17 protein-coding genes are annotated in these 15966 nt (G+C 64.3%); 11 read left to right on the forward strand and 6 right to left on the reverse strand.

Annotation, left to right across the window (positions count from 1 at the left end):
* Nucleotides 1-410, reverse strand: a 410-nt coding sequence (locus AOK03_RS21680) for a VOC family protein (protein ID WP_055567000.1), incomplete at its 3' end; no start/stop codon positions are given.
* Between the two features lie 238 nt (nucleotides 411-648).
* Here AOK03_RS21680 and AOK03_RS21685 point away from each other — a divergent pair.
* Nucleotides 649-1092: a hypothetical protein gene (locus AOK03_RS21685; protein WP_055566981.1), complete on the forward strand. Its 444-nt coding sequence runs from the start codon at nucleotides 649-651 to the stop codon at nucleotides 1090-1092.
* Between the two features lie 38 nt (nucleotides 1093-1130).
* Here the strand turns inward: AOK03_RS21685 and AOK03_RS21690 are convergent, their stop codons facing one another.
* The 3 genes from AOK03_RS21690 to AOK03_RS21700 all read right to left on the reverse strand — a co-directional run bounded on the left by AOK03_RS21690 (nucleotide 1131) and on the right by AOK03_RS21700 (nucleotide 4560).
* Entirely contained in the window at nucleotides 1131-2006 is an 876-nt protein-coding gene (locus AOK03_RS21690; protein WP_055566982.1) for a toprim domain-containing protein, read from the reverse strand.
* A 1196-nt stretch (nucleotides 2007-3202) separates the two neighbouring features.
* Entirely contained in the window at nucleotides 3203-4207 is a 1005-nt protein-coding gene (locus AOK03_RS21695; protein WP_244177693.1) for a hypothetical protein, read from the reverse strand.
* A complete protein-coding gene (locus AOK03_RS21700) occupies nucleotides 4204-4560 on the reverse strand; it encodes a nucleotide pyrophosphohydrolase (RefSeq protein WP_055567001.1) in 357 nt (118 codons plus the stop codon). The genes AOK03_RS21695 and AOK03_RS21700 overlap by 4 nt, the downstream gene beginning before the upstream one ends.
* An 89-nt stretch (nucleotides 4561-4649) precedes the next feature.
* Here AOK03_RS21700 and AOK03_RS21705 point away from each other — a divergent pair, with 89 nt between their 5' ends.
* From AOK03_RS21705 to AOK03_RS21715, 5 genes are all read left to right on the forward strand, one after another.
* Entirely contained in the window at nucleotides 4650-6536 is a 1887-nt protein-coding gene (locus AOK03_RS21705; protein WP_055566984.1) for a DNA/RNA helicase domain-containing protein, read from the forward strand.
* 317 nt (nucleotides 6537-6853) lie between these two features.
* Nucleotides 6854-8080, forward strand: a complete 1227-nt coding sequence (locus tag AOK03_RS41095) for a DUF4238 domain-containing protein (protein WP_079074873.1) — start codon at nucleotides 6854-6856, stop codon at nucleotides 8078-8080.
* 110 nt (nucleotides 8081-8190) lie between these two features.
* On the forward strand, nucleotides 8191-10098 hold the full coding sequence (locus AOK03_RS42690) for a hypothetical protein (RefSeq protein ID WP_157869037.1): 1908 nt from the start codon (nucleotides 8191-8193) through the stop codon (nucleotides 10096-10098).
* A gap of 171 nt (nucleotides 10099-10269) precedes the next feature.
* The gene (locus AOK03_RS21710) at nucleotides 10270-10716 is read left to right on the forward strand and encodes a GntR family transcriptional regulator (RefSeq protein WP_055566985.1); all 447 of its coding nucleotides are present in this window, start codon (nucleotides 10270-10272) and stop codon (nucleotides 10714-10716) included.
* Nucleotides 10717-10727: 11 nt separating this feature from the next.
* Nucleotides 10728-11297: an HD domain-containing protein gene (locus AOK03_RS21715; RefSeq protein WP_208609568.1), complete on the forward strand. Its 570-nt coding sequence runs from the start codon at nucleotides 10728-10730 to the stop codon at nucleotides 11295-11297.
* On the opposite strand, the gene AOK03_RS21720 is transcribed toward AOK03_RS21715, so the two are convergent.
* Both AOK03_RS21720 and AOK03_RS21725 read right to left on the reverse strand, forming a co-directional pair.
* On the reverse strand, nucleotides 11285-11758 hold the full coding sequence (locus tag AOK03_RS21720; protein WP_055566987.1) for an NUDIX hydrolase: 474 nt from the start codon (nucleotides 11756-11758) through the stop codon (nucleotides 11285-11287). The genes AOK03_RS21715 and AOK03_RS21720 overlap by 13 nt on opposite strands.
* Nucleotides 11755-12525 carry a helix-turn-helix domain-containing protein gene (locus tag AOK03_RS21725; RefSeq protein WP_055566988.1) on the reverse strand — a complete coding sequence of 257 codons (771 nt, stop codon included), beginning with the start codon at nucleotides 12523-12525 and terminating at the stop codon, nucleotides 11755-11757. Before AOK03_RS21725 ends, AOK03_RS21720 begins: the two co-directional genes overlap by 4 nt.
* A 764-nt stretch (nucleotides 12526-13289) precedes the next feature.
* On the opposite strand from AOK03_RS21725, the gene AOK03_RS21730 reads away from it, so the two are divergent.
* Genes AOK03_RS21730 through AOK03_RS21750 form a run of 5 tightly spaced genes read left to right on the forward strand, consistent with a single transcriptional unit; the run spans nucleotide 13290 to nucleotide 15962 of the window.
* Nucleotides 13290-13556, forward strand: a complete 267-nt coding sequence (locus AOK03_RS21730) for a DUF6284 family protein (protein ID WP_055566989.1) — start codon at nucleotides 13290-13292, stop codon at nucleotides 13554-13556.
* On the forward strand, nucleotides 13553-14083 hold the full coding sequence (locus tag AOK03_RS21735) for a hypothetical protein (RefSeq protein WP_055566990.1): 531 nt from the start codon (nucleotides 13553-13555) through the stop codon (nucleotides 14081-14083). Before AOK03_RS21730 ends, AOK03_RS21735 begins: the two co-directional genes overlap by 4 nt.
* Nucleotides 14080-15087 (forward strand): hypothetical protein, encoded by a 1008-nt coding sequence (locus tag AOK03_RS21740; RefSeq protein WP_055566991.1) that lies wholly within the window; start codon nucleotides 14080-14082, stop codon nucleotides 15085-15087. The genes AOK03_RS21735 and AOK03_RS21740 overlap by 4 nt, the downstream gene beginning before the upstream one ends.
* A complete protein-coding gene (locus AOK03_RS21745) occupies nucleotides 15087-15425 on the forward strand; it encodes an RRQRL motif-containing zinc-binding protein (protein ID WP_055566992.1) in 339 nt (112 codons plus the stop codon). The genes AOK03_RS21740 and AOK03_RS21745 overlap by 1 nt, the downstream gene beginning before the upstream one ends.
* 27 nt (nucleotides 15426-15452) lie before the next feature.
* Nucleotides 15453-15962: a hypothetical protein gene (locus AOK03_RS21750; protein WP_055566993.1), complete on the forward strand. Its 510-nt coding sequence runs from the start codon at nucleotides 15453-15455 to the stop codon at nucleotides 15960-15962.
* Nucleotides 15963-15966 lie beyond the last annotated feature (4 nt).

Consider the following 15966-nt stretch of genomic DNA (forward strand, 5'->3'; position numbering starts at 1 on the left):
TTGCCCTCGATGTCCAGCATCGGGATGCACGAGTCATTGCCGTCGTACAGCGTCTGCACGTGCACGGCCCCGAGCGGAACCAGCCGCGCGCACTCGGCCTCGAGCACGGCGAGGCGCTCCGCACCCACGAGCCCCGTGCCGACCCGCACATCGAGGTGGACCCGGTTCTTGGCGGCCTTCCCCTCGGGGACGCGCTGGAAGTACAACCGAGGGCCCACGCCCGAGGGATCACTGCAGGCGAACCAGGAATCCCGCTGTTCCGGCGGCTGCGAGCGAGTGAAGTCGTCCCAGGTGTCGAACCCGTCCGGCGGCGGCGGTACGACATAACCCAACACCTCGCACCAGAAGCGGGCGAGGCGCTCGGGTTCCGCGCAGTCGAAGGTCACCTGGAACTTCTTGATCGACGTCATCCGGTCACCGTACGGTCGGGCGCCGCGCACGGAAACCCCGAGCGGGACATCGCAGTTCGCACGACACGACGCCTGTCATGTCACGAACGTGTCCCGAGAACGATCAAGATGAAACTGAGGCAACCGCGCTGACTGTCTGACAGGACAGAAAGCGACACGGACGAACAACCGCCCAGTTCACGCACCCGCCTGCTCCCCAGGAGCGGCGCCCCCCCACGCAGAGGACGGACACACCAGAATGCGCACTCGGAAGATCTCGGCGCTGACCATGACCGCAGTGGCCCTCGCCCTGGCACTGACGGCATGCAACGGCAACAACGACGGCGCCGACAACGCGTCCTCTTCCAAGAGCAGCGCGTCGTCGGGCGCGAACGCCTCGCAGCCCGACACGGCGAAGGACGACGGCAAGCCGTCGGGCACGCCCGCCAAGTCCGACACGAAGTGCACGGATCAGCTGAACTACGCGGGCGACCCGCGCTCGAACGCCGAGATCAACTCCATCGGCGCGGACACGGGCACCTGCCCGCCGGTCCAGAGGTCCGAGAAGCCGACGGGCACGCAGAAGGACCCCGACAAGAAGTGCACGGACCAGGTCGACTACGCGGGCGACTCCCGCTCGAACGCCGAGATCAACTCGATCGGCGAGGACACGGGCACGTGCCCGCCGGTCAAGCAGAAGTGACCTGCTGACCGCCCGCCCCCGCCAACCGCCTGACCACGCTAGGTCGACGGCGCTTCCGGCGTTTCCGGCACTTCCCGAATGACGAACTCGTTGAGGGAGAGCTGCTCGACAGTGAGACCGGCCGCAACGGCGTGCGTGGAGACGGCATTGACGCCGGCCGCGACCGCGTTGACGAACTCCACGTACGAGCGGGTCGCCTCAAGGGAGTGCTGCGCCTTCCGTATCTTCCCCAGCTTGCGGGCGAAGACCGCGAGGCCCACCGGGGAGACGTAGACGCTCGCTGCTGTGCCCCACTTGCTGCGCAGAACCCGTCCGTCGTTGGACCCTGCCGCAAGCACCTCGATGGCCTGGCGGGCACAGCGGTAGCTCTCCATCATCCAGTGGGCGGCATCCTCGTGCCGACCGAGCAGCAGGCTCACCTGGCCCAGGTGCATCTGGACGACCGCTCGGCTCTGCGGCGAGCCCGCCAAGCCGTACGCATCGAAGAACCGATCCCACGCCTGCTGCAGCGTCGCGGCGTAACGGGGATCGGACAAGCCGATGCGTGCCGCTTCGTGCATCAGCAGCTGGGCCGTGCGCAGCGGACCGTCAAGAAGGAGCGAGGCCTTCTTGTCGAGCGACTTGAGCATCGTGGCCTGGGTCTCCTCGACGTTGGCCAGTGCGGTGTACAGGCCCATGATCGCCACAGCGGGCAGACCGGCCTGGGCGAGCCCCAACACGATGGTGGCGCGCCCCACCGCGCCCCACTTCCTCGAATCCGGCTCTCCATCCTGATCCGCGGCATCCTCGCCCGGCGCCCGCCTGGGCCGAAGCTGATACCAGCGAATGAACTCCACCAGCCGCGCGTCGACCCGCTCGCCCGCCTGGGTCAGACTGTCCCTGATGCGACGATCCGAAGGATCCGGTTGCGTCATGGCCACCACCCCGTTGTGGGGCGGAGCCTAGTGCGACCCGGCTGTGCCGTCACGGCCGTACGGAGCGGCCGTAGGGAGCGGCCGTAGGGACGGCAACCGCTCGTCGGCCTCGGGGAGTGGCAGGGGCTTTCGCATCGGTACGAAAAGGGCACCTGGGCAGCGGAAAGGCCCTGCCGAAGCAGGGCCTCAGAGAGGCGCCCCCGGCAGGACTCGAACCTGCGGCCAAGCGCTTAGAAGAGAGTGATCCTCTTCCATTCGGTCAAGAGCTTGACCTGCGGTGTTGCATTGGTTGAGGTGCCGCGGCCGTCGATGTCACCGCGTATCCACCGGAGGGGGCCGCTCCGGTATGGCGAAGCGGTCCAAGCCGTCAGTCCACGTCGTCTGCCTGGTACCCCACTCCCATGACAGCGGTGGTGGATGGGGTAGGAGGTGAGGGGTACTGCGAAGGTCGGGGAGTGTCCGGAGGGCGTCAGCCAGTCATGAAGCCCTGTTGATCCGTACAGGCAGGACGATCCGACCCGCTGATGTATCACGTACGAACTCATTGGCAGGAATCTTGGCTGATGCGAGATCCTGCCACGTAGACAAGGCAATCTCGCAAAGGTGGGGAAGGCGCCCAATTTGGACTGCACCGCGCGACCGGCTTGTCTCTAGATTCCTTTGCCGCCACTCTCCGTCACGGCCGCGTCGCCGAAGGTTTAACAAAGGTGCGTTTGCTACCTGTAGCGCGTGCTCAAGGGCGAGACCGCATATCTCGTTGCCTATCTCTTCGACCGTAGAGCGCTCATTGACTGGAACCATCGAGAGGAGAGCAGGCCAGCGCAACACGACGACCCGATCCCACAACTCGGGAGGCAGCGTGTTGCCCAGATGATGGCTCTCTCCAACCGGTAGATCGCCGAGGCGGCGTTCCGCCTCGTGCGTCTGGCCGATGTAGCAGAGCCCCGCCGCTGTATAGATGCCGTACACGACGGCCCCCGCTACGCCGGCTGACCCTGCGGACGTGGCGGTCAGCAGGGCCAAGCGGACTCTGTGCGCGAATCGGTACCGATGCTCCTGCCAGAGCTCCAGGGCAGAAGCATTCCTGGTCAATGCCCGTAGGGAAGCTTGCCAGGCGAGGTAGGCCTCTCCGACTTGTTCTTCCGCAGATTCTGGGTCCTCACATCGTGGACCTATCGCGTTGATGGGGTCGGCTGTCATGCTGGCGGAGCATTCTTGTAGGTGTGAGCGCGGTGCCATCCGTAGTACGACTCTCGGCTCGGAGTCCACCAGCTGACGGTTCGGTTCGCGAGCTTCTCCTCGATGTATGCGGCGACTTCGGGAAATTCTGTAGCCATTGGGCTTACCTGAAGGGTGCCTCCGGCTCCGACCGTCACGTAACCGTGTTCGTATACGGCGTCGCATCCGAAGGTGCAGGCCAGCATGGCGATGTTGCCCAAGTCCCGCTTCTCGTCGTCGCTGCACATTGCGCGCTTCTTGATGTGCGCGGCAATCAGGAAGGCGCCCGGCAGGGTTCGCCCGCACAGTGCGCACTGCCCCGTGGATCCCTGCAGGAGGCGCCTCTTCAGCGCGGTCTGCTCGCCCCGCTGTGCGCGTTGCGCCGTGCGTTCCAGTTCCCCGTCGAAGGCCGCCACGGCGGCCTCTTCCTGGACCGTGTCGAGCGGTTCCAACGCTGCCGTTGCGGGATCGAGAGTCAGCAGGGTCTGGAGCGTGTCGCTCTCCCCCTCGCTGAGCACGGAGATGCCCATGATGTTGCGGTTGGGGTTCCAGCCGAGCAGGGTGCGGACTTCCTCGACAGGTATGTCGAACCCGCGGGTGCCGGAGAGGGCGTACATGTACTCCCAGGTGCTGCCGGCCGGGTCGGTGCCCCACAGCCGGGTGGCCAGTTCCTTGTTGCGCCACATCAGGGCGATGGTGCCGCCGAAGTAGAGCCGTTTGTCGCCGCTGAAGAACACCCAGTTGCCGGGGTGCATCTTCTTGATCCGGGAGACGTTGACGTTCTTCTTGCCTGGCACAACGCCCCACATCTGGGCCCGGCCATCGGGGAAGAGCTGCTTGAGATGGTCGATGGTCGCTGCGTCGAGGAGGTCCGCGTGGTCGTCGAAGACCACGGGATGGACGATCGTGTCCTGGTAGTGCTGCTCGACGTCTTTCTCCGACCGGCGTGCCGGCTGCATCACGATGCGCATGACGTGGATCATCCCCCCAACTGTGTGTACTTGTCGGCCTTGCCCCGCGCCAGATGCACCGGGTACTTGCCACGGTTCTTCTCGATCTTGTCAGTCAACGCCTGTTCGAGATCGACGTCGAGGACGTCTGCCAGTCTCAACAGGTACGCCAGGACGTCCGCCATCTCCTCGCGTACCTGCAGGGCACGCGCGTTGCTCTGCATCACCTGCGCGGACTGCTGCGGCGTCAGCCACTGGAAGATTTCCAGCAACTCCCCGCTCTCACCGGCCAGCGCCATCGCAAGGTTCTTCGGGGTGTGGAACTGCTCCCAATCGCGTTCGACGGCGAACTGAGCCAAGGCTTGTTGCAGAGACGTCAAGGTCATGGCCACAGCTGTATCAGATGCCACTGACATTGTCGGTTCCGCCAAAGCCTCATGTGCTGCTTGTCAGTTGGGGTTGATATAGATCGCGTATGCATCTCTACGGGGGCACGGTGGCCGAGGCGGCCCGAGGCGTGGGCGATGAAGCATTCGTCGCCGCGGCCGAACAACGCTTTACAAAGGTGTTCGGGGTAGCGCCCAGCGCGGAGGAAGTGCGCAGTTGGCGCCGCAGCTGGCCGGTCCTCGTCTCGATCCTTTGTGATGCCGGGCTGAACGACGTGTACCTATTGCTGGAATACTCGCTGCCCGCCACCGGCGAACGCATCGACGCCCTGCTCCTGGGCAAGGACGCCGACGGGCGTCTGTGCGCTGTCGCGATCGAGCTGAAGCAGTGGACGCGTGCCCAACTAAGCTCCGCCCGGCCTGGGATGGTCCGCATTGGAGAGCGCGTCGTGCAACACCCCGCCCGCCAAGTGGGCGGCTACGTGCACTATCTGCAGCAGTGGGTGAGCCGCGATGACTTCCCACTGACCTCCCGCGGCACCGTGGTACTCCACGACGCTCCCGCCGAGCTGATCGGCGCCCTTCGCGCAGCGGCCGCTCGCGGCCCAGCCAGTGCCTACCCGGTGTTGGGGCGTGACGATCTCACCCCGCAGCCGACCGCCCAGGCCTTGGCCCAGCGGCTCGGTTGCGCTGAGCTGAGCCCTCCCGGCCAGGAGGACGTAGAACGCTTCCTCCATGTCGAGCACCGCCCCTCACCAGCGCTCCTGGAGCGAGCCGGAGAGGTCATCGAAGGCCGTGATGCCTTCGCCCTCATCGGAGACCAAGACCTGGCCCGCCAGGAAGTCCTGCACGCTGTGGATGCCGCTCGCGAGCGGGGCACCAAGAGTGTCGTCGTCGTGACCGGTGGGCCGGGCACCGGCAAGACCGTCATTGCCTGCCGATTGCTGGGTGACCTGTGTAAACAACTCGGCGGCAACCCGAGGCTGCTGTCCCCGTCTGGGACGCTCACGCGACAGCTGCGCAGGACGGTCGGTGACGACTTCCGAGGTCTCATCGCCACGTTTCTCAACAAGGTCCCGGCCCGGATCACAGATGAAAGCGTGGTCCTGCTGGACGAGGCGCACCGCGCCCGTACCTATCCCGACCATCACCGGAAGGGTGCATTTCCGGTGATCCTGGGGAAACTCCTCGACCAGGCCGCAGTGACGGTGCTGTTCCTGGACGAACGACAGATCGTGCGACCGACCGAAGGCGTTACCTTCAAGCAGCTCCAACAGCACGCGCAACAGAACGGATTCTCCTTCGCCCACATCGACCTAGTCAGCCAGTTCCGCTGCAACGGCTCACGCGCCTACCAACAGTGGGTCGATCACCTCTTCTGGCCCGAAGGCGCCGCCTCGGTCTGGGAGGGCGGCGACTACGACCTGGCAGTCTCAGCAGACCCCGAGCGGCTCGACTACTGGGTTGCTGAACACATCCGCGGTGGCCGGACCGCCCGAGTGACGGCCGGCTTCTGCTGGCCATGGGACTCCCCACCGACGCCACCCCTCCTGTCGGAAGTGTCGATCGCCTGGGATGGCCCTGCGGGGCCACAAAACTGGGCACGCCCGTGGAACGCCCGTGCTGATGAGCCTGCTTTCGACCACCCCGAGGTACCGGCCCGCCCCTTCTGGGCCACCGACGCGGGTGGACACGACCAGGTCGGCTGCATCTACACAGCTCAGGGCATGGAGTACGCCTACAACGCCGTGATCATGGGCGGGGACCTGGTTCGGCGAGGTGACCGGTGGGTCGCCCAGCCTGAGGAGAGCCACGACTCCCAGCTACGCGACCTCCCACCACACCGCTACCTGCAGTACGCGCTCAACACCTACCGCGTACTGGCCACCCGAGGCAGCCGAGGCACGCGCCTTTACTCAACGGATGCGATCACGCAGGACTTTCTCCAAACGCTGGTCTCCCCGCTCGAGGGCTAGGTCCAGTCGCGCGGTAGCCGACTGCAGCTAGACGGCCAACCTGGACAGAGGCGTGCCGAGGAAGCAGGCGTCTAGAAGAGACTGATCCTCTTGACGGATCGTGTGACTCTGACCTGCGACGGAGTACCCGTTGGCCGGGGCGGGCCCTTCCACTCCACCATCTATTCACCGGAAGGTGGGGTTCCACCGTTCTCGTGCAGCGATACACCGCTGGACTTCGGCGGACTCGGCGACCACGAAACCACCGACGACAGGCAAGGTCATGGCCATAGCGAAAAGGTCATGACGATCCCAGAGGGCGCCCGTATCGTCTTACCATGAGCGATTCCTCCGGTGAGCAGAAGCTGAAGCGTCGCCACCACACGGTGCCGCGTCTGCTGTTGCGGCGTTTCGCCGAGGGCGAGCGGATCGTGCGCGTCCCTCTCAACGGTGGCAAGCGGCGGGTGGTCGGGATCGCTGACGTCACTATTCGCCGGGATTTTTACTCGATGCGGGATGCTTCAGGTCAGCTTGACGACACCGTAGAGGATCTGCTTGCAGAGCTGGAGAGTAAGGCTGCGACGGTCATACGCAGAGTTATCGGCGGGGCGTGGCCGTTGCCGACAGAAGAACGAGCCGTCCTTGCCGAATGTATTGCGGCGCAGCATGCGAGGATTCCCGCTGCCCGCGCGGCGCACAATGAAGTGGCCGACCACCTCGGCAAGGTATTGATCGCGATGGAGGGAAAGCCTGGAATCCGCAGGCGTCTTAAAGAGACCGCATCCGGGCCTGTATCGGATGAAGATGTCGATGCTCTGTGGGAGGAGGTGACCGACTTCGACAGCTACTATGCCGAGATCTCCGTCAACGACCACATGGCGTTGATGGGGGAGTCCATGAAGACGGCGTATGAAGTATTCATGACGCGCTCCTGGGGGCTGATCAGGTTCGAGCGCCGCCCACTGCTCATCCCTGACCATCCGGTCACGCTAGTGCGTGATAACGACGTGCCGCGCTGGTTCGGGGTGGGAATCGGTAATGCAGCCGCGATCCTTGTGCCCATCGATCGACGGGCAGCCATCCTTATGGCATCACCAGGGCACGATGACTTCTTCGTTCGGGCCCACACCAAGCTAGCTAAAGAGCTAAATCAGCGTTTCGCAGACAATGCGCGCAGGGAGCTTTTCCACCACCCCGGTGATGACCCCTTGGACGGAGTAGAGCTGCCTGCGATTCGAGACCGTGAGATACAGGTCAGTCAGCCACCGCAGAGGTATCTGAGCCCTGAAGGGCCCTCCGGCGCCTTTAAGAGGACTATGAGCGAGGCCCCAGAGCCGGCGCATGATGGCGAATCGGGAATCGGCAGCACAAAGTCTATGGTTACCCTAAACTGCCGCAATGGTCCCAACAGTGGGCTGAATGTAACACTCATGGTCGACGATAATCAGAAGTACTTGTGGTTCCTGAATGGTGCGACCGGGGCCAATGAGCGTTACCGACGCACTAGCAAGACCGCAGAAATCGGAGGCGTCAGGCATGTAGTGTTCGAGTATGCGCCTGAATAGGTGCGTCGCTACATGGTCTACGTTGATGCCCACTTCTCTTAAATCGTGTACTTAATTGATGAACGATTCGCACTCTCCCGGATCGCAATTTGATGGGATGTGAATTCTGCATGACTGGCGGTGGCGCGTCTGAGGCTGTCTCATTCAGCTATGACGAACAGCGCATTCCTGTCTACATAGAGTGGATCGAGGAAGCTTATGCGGGTGCTGACAGCTACGATGACATTGCGTCCCGAATTTTCGACAAATCTAGAGGGGTAGATGATCGGCGACTTGAGGCGGAGGTGCGAGAAGTCGCGTCGACCTTTTACTACAGAATTGAGTTGGATCGGGGGGATGCAGGTAAAGCGGGAAGTCAGATCGAGCCTCGGGACGTGGATGACTCCGGGCAAACCTATTGGCCGCGCCCCCTGAAGCAAGTCGATTCTGAAGTGAAGGAACTCTGGGCAAATCTACTGTCGCAATCGCGTCACCCAGAATTGACTGCCTTGCTGGCAGATATTCTTTTCACCGTGCGCTACGGAAAGTCTCACCTGTATGCCCGTGAGGCGGTTGATGGTTACGTTAGTGCGAAGGAGGGAGGCTTTAACGTCCTCCACAAGGGTGAGATGCTGGTAAGGGCGTGGACATTGATGCGCTCGATTCGGGCGCACGACCTGGAGACAACAGTAATTACTGCCATGGAAGTATTTGCTGACGATGCCCTCAACTCTGCTGCGTTTGTTCCCGGTGCGGTAATTCCCCTGCTTCCATGCCTATTGAGGGAGCCTCTTTCGGTTGCCTCCGGTCTCGACGCGACGCGCGACGATGCATCGAAATCGGTGCAGCTCTTGTTCGCTGCATTCGAGAGGTATCAGGCCGACTATTTGTCCCTTCAGCTTGCAGATATTGCTAGGAACTGCCTCCGTGACGTCAGCCTAGTCGACCGCGCCCTCAGGTTGACTGTCGACAATATGCTGGCGGAAGCAGACGGAACGAGCGATGCACTCGTAAAAATGCATAGATTGGATCAGGCGGCAAAGTTTGCGCGCCAGTATCACCTTGATGATCAACACGATGAGGCTGTTAGAAGAATTCAGTCGGTCGATCAGGGGTCTTTCAACTGGGTGACAATCTCGTCCGAATCTGGAATGCGGGCGAGCGATATCGAGTCGTATCTGCGCGGCTTCGATAGATCCTACCTGTTCGAGTCTCTCGCCAAGTACTTCAATACTTTTGCGCCCAGCGGTTCGCGCAGCACAAACGAGGAAACTGCTAGAAATATACTTACAGGGTCCCTTTTTGGCATGTTCGGATCCATGAGGTACGGGGCGCATGGATTGCCGCAACAATCCTATTCTGCAGATTCTGAGAAATTGGAGCAGCAGGTGGGGACCGTTGAAGCGATGGCGATGGGGTTCAATGGTGAGATGCTTGCTGCGGCGCTCCACCGTATGAAGGCACGTCATGGAGTTCCCGAGGTCGATACTCTGCACGGTTGGTTCACGGAAACGTATGGTTCCGACTCGGGCCTCTGTGCGTCGCTGGCATTGAGTTTGAGTCTTTTCTGGCGAGAAGAGTATCTTGCGTGCGTGCAAGTTGCGATGCCAAGGGTCGAGGCCGCAGTCCGGTCCCTTTGCCTTCTGCTTGATGAGCCTATTTATAGGGTTGAAGAGGGGAGAGCGCCGGGTCAGTTTCCCGGTCTCGGATTTATGCTGCCCCAGCTAGAAAAGCATGGGTTTGACCCCGATTGGTCATCATTCCTGCGCGCATTGTTGCTTCCGTCTGGAAAGAATCTAAGAAATCTCGGTGCGCATGGTTTTGTCCAAGAAGTGGATGCGCCTACAGCGGCGCTCGTGATTCGGGCGCTCGGAGTCGTTGCTTTGGTAGCACCGAGCGAGACAAGCAAACTGGCTGCTGAGTCCGATGCCGTGCGTAGATCATTGCGTTTCCCTACTTCGGTTAGCCGTACTAGAAGCTGGCGAGCAAGATTGGCTCTACGACTCATCGCGAGACTTACCCGCGGGTTGTTGAAGTAGGTCATGGGCGGTTGTCGGGATGTACTAGCCGAGACGATGGCGTGAAGCGTAAGCCGATGTGGGAAGCAGGAGAGGTATGGGGCGTCACCTCCGAGCGTGCACCGCATGTAGGCGTTGAAGCTGACATGCAACGATGGGAAGCGAGTCTGAAACTGATGGAGGGAAGGCCACGTGCCGCAGCCCAGTCCGCGAGGTACGTACCTGCAGATCTCGGAGTCTCTGCGACAGCAGATCGAGAAGGGAAAGATCAGCGATTCGCTCCCTTCCGAAGCGGAGCTAATGCGCACCTTCGGTGTGGGCCGCTCTACGATCGGCCGCGCACTCAAGACGCTTAAGACCGACGGCGTCATCGAGTCTGTGCAGGGCGCGGGCTGGTTCGTGACAGGTACTGGCGACCGCCGACCGCTCGTGGAGAAGGTGACGGACCTCCTCCGCCGAGAGGGCGTCGTGGTTGGAACTTCCTTCCCCTCCGAGAAGGAACTGTGCGATGAGTTCGGGGTGTCCCGTACGGCAGTGCGTTCCGCTCTTGCGTTGCTGGAGGGGCGGGGCCTCATCGAGATGGGCCCGAACCGCCGGCGGCAGGTTCGCGCTCTCCCGACGGGGCAGGAAGCCTCGTAGCCTTGGGCACCATGGATCTCACTGAGCGCGCCTACGGCCTCGCCGAATCGCTTCTGTCTGAACCGCTGCCGCGGCGCTGGTCGCACTCGCTCGGAGTTGCTGAGCGGGCGCGTTCCCTGCAGTCGATCCTGGGTGACGACGCAGCCCTGATGGAGTCCGCGGCAGTCCTCCACGACATCGGCTACTCGCCGCGGATCGCCTCCACCGGCTTCCACCCGCTCGATGGTGCCCGTTTCCTTCGTGACCAGGAAGGCGTGGATGAGCGAGTTGTCTGCCTCGTGGCGCATCACTCGTGCGCCCTGCTGGAGGCGGAGGAGCGAGGGCTCCGAGAGGAGCTAGAGGGCGAATTCGAGCTGGAGCACCCCGCTCTGGTGGACGCGCTGATCTTCTGCGACATGACGACCACGCCGGACGGTGGTCACACGACGTCCAACGCTCGGGTTGCCGAGATCGTAGGGCGCTACGGGCCAGACACCATCGTGGGTCGCTTCATCCAGCGCGCCGCCCCGGAGATTCACGCCGCAGTGCATCGCGTGGAGGGGCGTCTTTCGTCTGCGGAGCAGGCGAATCAGCCGATGTAGGGAGCGGTCCGCGAGTCGTCGAGACCGTGGGTGATCCGGAGTCGCATGGACGGGTGAATGTCCAACGTGTCGAGGTCCGCGGGGGAGACCCAGCGGACCTCTTTGGATTCGGAGCTAGTGCGGAGACTGCCGCCGACAGGACGAGCGTGGAAGCAGATTGAGAACTGCTGGCGGACTTCGCCATCGTCGTAGGCGATGACGTGTTGTGGGTCGGTGTAGAGACCCACGATGTCCTCCACGACGACAGCAATTCCGGTCTCTTCGGCAACCTCGCGTACGACTGTCTGCTCCACGCTCTCCCCGACGTCGTGGCCGCCACCGGGAAGTGCCCACAGTCCGTTGTCGGTCTTGTGGATGAGCAGAACGTTTCCCTGCGCGTTGCGGACCACCGCAGTGACGGACGGAACGACCGAGTTGGCTGCGGGGGCATTCGGGTCACGGAAGTGATCGGTACGACTCATGCTGTGGCGCCTTCGTGGTCGGTTGGCGATGTGATCCGTTGTGCGGATTCCCACACGCGTTCCACGCTCTCTGTGTACGTGTCGAAGAGTTCGCCGCCGGGGATGCGCTGAAGGTGGAGTACGGGCGCCATGTAGGCGCCTACGCCGTAGACGTGCCCGTTTGCTAACAGCTGGTTGTCTGCCCGGTAGATGGAGTTGTAGAGAGTCGTGTCGTGGAGCCTGAACTCCACATTCGGAAGCCGGAAGAGCGGCGCGTAATTCATGAGAGCGTTGCGGATTTTGCCTGCCATGGCTGCTCCGATGCCCTCATCGTCGCCGCGGACGGCGACGGCCGCGCTATCGGGGTCGCCGAGCATGAACCGCACGGGCACGCCGGCGGCAGACTTCTCTCGTACGAGCCGGTGGAATCGTGCGTCCTCGGTTAGCCAAAATCCGGAGTAGACCAGCACGTCGAAGTGCGTTGTCGCGTCGGCGTACAGCTTCGTCCAGGTGTCTGGCGGAACGACGGAGCGATGAGGATAGAGCTTCATCACCTCCGAGTCGCTGGAGGCGGTGACCTCCTCAGAGGTCCGCTCGTCCGGCCAGAGGTACGAGACTTCGCGCTGGAGCATCGAGGCGACCGCGTACTGAAATCGCCTGTAGGGCTTGCGGTTTGGTTCGGACACCCAGCGGTCCACGGTCTTGGGGGATACCCCGATACGTGCCGCCACCTGCTCCAACTTGAGGCCACTCTCCACGATCGCCCCGCGGAGCCTCTCGTTCGCCATACGACCTCCCCCGTCTGGGACGTTCTGGGACGACTTCGACCCTAGCGAGTCGGATGCAAGTCGTACATGCACGGAGTCCAACGTCCGGTACTTCGTTGCCAAGCTGGTCATGTCGCTGATCGAGGGCGGCAGTTCCGGCATCAAGCAATCCGAAGGTTGACGACGCGGGACCGATCTGCCACGGTGAGAGACATGTACTACATGACTCGCATGAATGCGAGGCGTGGATGCATGACTGCTTGACCTGCGCCAACGCCCGGAGGGGTCCGTATCAGGCGGGTTGCCTCGAAGGAAGCGAATGCGTTGCTTGAGAACTGAACAGTGTGCCAAGTCGACGGGGTGAAAGTCCCTGTCCCCGTGACGACCGGGTGATGTCGTCCGGCGGCCCCTTCGCGGCAGGTGAACGTGTCCTGTCCCGCGTGTCAGCTCTGGAGAACGCCCCTCGGGGCCGTCCCTCCCTCACGGGAGGTCGGCCCGAGGTGTGCCACCTGGTACGCGCCGCCCTGCTGGCGTCAGAGCAGTGACGATGACGCACCCGATCCTCGCGGCTCGGGGCCGCTTTCCGTGGCAACGGAGAGCGGTGAAGCCGCGCCTCAATTCTTCGTCGCCCTGGCCGGGTTCGACTCCCGGTTGGGGCTCTGTGGCCGTCGCGATGACGGCCGTGCCGCTGTGACAGCGGCTCTTCCTTCCAACGGCGGGCGCCCCGGAGCGGCTACTCCGGGGCGCCGTTCGGGCCGTTGCCTACTACCAGGGAGACACGACCCATGAAGCACATCGTGACTGTTCAGGACGGTGTTACCGCGCTCGCTCCGTTCATGGAGCCCACGGATGCGGAGCTGGACGCCATTGAGGACGAGGCGCCGCTGATCGCGGCGGAGCTGGAGTTGCTGGACGTGCAGATCGCTCTGCTGGACCGGCCGGCCACGCCGCTGGAGGAGCGCCGGTTGCGCCGTGCGGCGAACAGGGTGCTGGCGGCTCGGGTGGAGGTCGCCAACCGCGGCACCGCTGTCCCGGAGGGTGATGCCGCATGATCCGCATCGTCACCCAGGCCCGCGTCGAGCAGCTTGTGCGGGGCGAGGCTGCGGCTGACGAGCGTGCTCGTCAGGTCACCGCGGCGGCGAACGAGGCGTTCGGCCGCCATGTCCGGGAGCTGTACGCCGTGACCGATCGCGCGGAGCGGGCGGAGGTGACCACGGCTGAGGTGGGCGAGATCCTGGCTCACGCGCTGGATGAGCTGGCCGTAGCGCAGGAGGAACTCCTCCTGCGGCGCATCGAGATCCGCCGCCTGCGGGAAGAGCTGGACCGTGAGCCGCTGGAAGGGCAGACGCTCACGGTGTTGCTCCACTACGGCGAGCCGCACACCATCTACCGCTCGCGCGAGGAAGCCAAGGGCGACACCGCCACGCACGGGCTGACCGCCGACCGCTGGGCGCCCTGTGATGAACGCCGTGCCTGCGAGGTCGAATGGCGGGTTGAGGCGTTCATCTACGACGCCATCTCGAACGGGTTCCGCCGGGCGTTCGCGCCCGCTCCGGAGCCGGTGGGGGGTGCGGCGTGAACAGTGTTCAGACCCGTTCAGCAGAGAAGGCGCTGTCCGGTGGCACGTGGCTGATCGTGTGCGGGGCGATGCTCTACTCCATCCTCACTGTCACCCCGCTGATGGCCGAGCACACGGCCGACCGGTGGCACTGGACGGCGCCGATCCTCCCGTTGGTGGTGGATGCCGCGGTGGTCATCGTGGTCAAGCTCGATGACGTGCTGGCTCGTCTGGGCGGGCACGGCGGGCGCTGGCCCATCGTGCTGCGCTGGATGACCGGCCTGATGACGCTCGCCCTCAACACCGCCGACTCCGCACTGAGGAAAGACCTGGTCGGCGTGGCCGTCCACTCCGTGGCACCGCTCCTGCTGATCGTCACGGCGGAGACCAGCCTCGCCTACCGCCGCGCCATCGCCACCGCCGTAGCCGCGCTGGAAGCCGAGCAGAAAGCCGAACGCGAGCAGCACGAACAGGCGGCCCGCGAGCGAGCCGAGCAGGTACGCCAGGATGCCCGCGAGGAGCGCGAGCATGCCGCGCAGTTGGCCCGTGAACAGCGCGAGCACGAAGCCTCACTCGCCCGCGAGCAGGCGGAGCAGGAGGCTGCCCGGCGCCGCGAGGAGCGCGAGGAGCGCGAGCGCGCGGCGGCTGCCGAGCGGGAGATCCGTGAACGCTGTGAACGCGAGCGTGAACACCGTGAACACGAACGTGAACGCCTTGAACACCAGGCTCGCGAACGGGCTGCGGACGAGCAGCGACAGCGTGCGGAAGTAGCGGCGCGTGAACAGCATGAACAGCAAGAGCGGTTGGCCCGCGAGCGCGACGCGCTGCTGGAGCGCGGGCCCGCGCAGGGCAAGCTGCCCGAGGACGAGGCGCGCCGGATCGTGACGGCCGCGTTCCATGCTGGGCTGTCGGTGCGAGCGGCGGCGGAGCTGTGCGGCTGGTCGGTGGGCTGGGTCTCTTCCCGCTACGCCGATCACCGCGACCCGAGCCATACCGGGGCTGAACTCGCCATCGCGAGCCGGTGATGGCCGCCTTACCGGTCTACACCTGGCGACTGGCCCCCGAGGGCCTGGCCACGCGTCGGCAACTGCGCGCCCTGGGGCTGCGGCCCGGCGGCCAGGACGTGGTCGCACAGGTCGAGCGCCCGCGCTACCGGCGCGGCCCGCTGATCGCCTACCTCTACCGCATCGACCGCGCCAAGCCGGTACGGCCGCTGACGCTGGCCAAGCGCACCGCGCTGGCCAAGGCCAACGCCGCCCGCCGCACCTGCCCGCAGTGCCTCACGGATGCCGGATACGTCATCCCCGCCGTACTTGGCATGTGCGTGCCCTGCGCCTACCCCGAAGAACAGTGCGCCGCCTGACCATCCCGTGCCGTGAGGAGATCTGCCGTGTCCAGCCGCACCCGTTCCCGCGCGCGCACCGCGAAGGTGCCTGCCGGGGCTACCACCGTCCGCATCCCCCGCCAGCGCGGGCGCCGTTCCGCTCAGCCGTTCATCGTGGTCGTACCTGAACGCCCCTCCCTGACCGCCCGGTTCGCGGGGTTCCTCGGAGAGCTGCTGTGGGATCACCGTCGCGCGCTCGCGCCGCTCGGCGTGGCCCTGGCCGCATTCCCGGTGACCGCGCTGCTGCATGTGCTGGCCTGGTGGTCCGGGCTGCTGCTCGCCCCGCTGGCCGCGGGCCCTCTCGGGTGGCTGCTGATCACCCAGCGCCGTCGCCCCGCCGCCGACCGCGGCGTCCTGGGCTGGCGCATCGGCCTGACCCTGCTCGCCACCGCCACCACCGCCTGGCTGGCCCTCGCCGCGGCCTTCGGGCCGCTCGCGGGCCCGCTGGAACTGCTCTGGCTGCTCACCCTGATCACCGCACAGACCGCCTGGCTCGTCATCCGCCGCACGCACTGATCCC

Origin of the sequence: Streptomyces atriruber (assembly GCF_001418325.1) — a bacterium.
In the GTDB taxonomy this organism is placed as follows: domain Bacteria; phylum Actinomycetota; class Actinomycetes; order Streptomycetales; family Streptomycetaceae; genus Streptomyces; species Streptomyces atriruber.

Bases quoted from the DNA above. Each gene is read 5' to 3' on its own strand.
- AOK03_RS21685 (WP_055566981.1), top strand. From the start codon at position 649: ATGCGCACTCGGAAGATCTCGGCGCTGACCATGACCGCAGTGGCCCTC.
- AOK03_RS21690 (WP_055566982.1), bottom strand. From the start codon at position 2,006: ATGACGCAACCGGATCCTTCGGATCGTCGCATCAGGGACAGTCTGACC.
- AOK03_RS21695 (WP_244177693.1), bottom strand. From the start codon at position 4,207: ATGATCCACGTCATGCGCATCGTGATGCAGCCGGCACGCCGGTCGGAG.
- AOK03_RS21700 (WP_055567001.1), bottom strand. From the start codon at position 4,560: ATGACCTTGACGTCTCTGCAACAAGCCTTGGCTCAGTTCGCCGTCGAA.
- AOK03_RS21705 (WP_055566984.1), top strand. From the start codon at position 4,650: ATGCATCTCTACGGGGGCACGGTGGCCGAGGCGGCCCGAGGCGTGGGC.
- AOK03_RS41095 (WP_079074873.1), top strand. From the start codon at position 6,854: ATGAGCGATTCCTCCGGTGAGCAGAAGCTGAAGCGTCGCCACCACACG.
- AOK03_RS42690 (WP_157869037.1), top strand. From the start codon at position 8,191: ATGACTGGCGGTGGCGCGTCTGAGGCTGTCTCATTCAGCTATGACGAA.
- AOK03_RS21715 (WP_208609568.1), top strand. From the start codon at position 10,728: ATGGATCTCACTGAGCGCGCCTACGGCCTCGCCGAATCGCTTCTGTCT.
- AOK03_RS21720 (WP_055566987.1), bottom strand. From the start codon at position 11,758: ATGAGTCGTACCGATCACTTCCGTGACCCGAATGCCCCCGCAGCCAAC.
- AOK03_RS21725 (WP_055566988.1), bottom strand. From the start codon at position 12,525: ATGGCGAACGAGAGGCTCCGCGGGGCGATCGTGGAGAGTGGCCTCAAG.
- AOK03_RS21730 (WP_055566989.1), top strand. From the start codon at position 13,290: ATGAAGCACATCGTGACTGTTCAGGACGGTGTTACCGCGCTCGCTCCG.
- AOK03_RS21735 (WP_055566990.1), top strand. From the start codon at position 13,553: ATGATCCGCATCGTCACCCAGGCCCGCGTCGAGCAGCTTGTGCGGGGC.
- AOK03_RS21745 (WP_055566992.1), top strand. From the start codon at position 15,087: ATGGCCGCCTTACCGGTCTACACCTGGCGACTGGCCCCCGAGGGCCTG.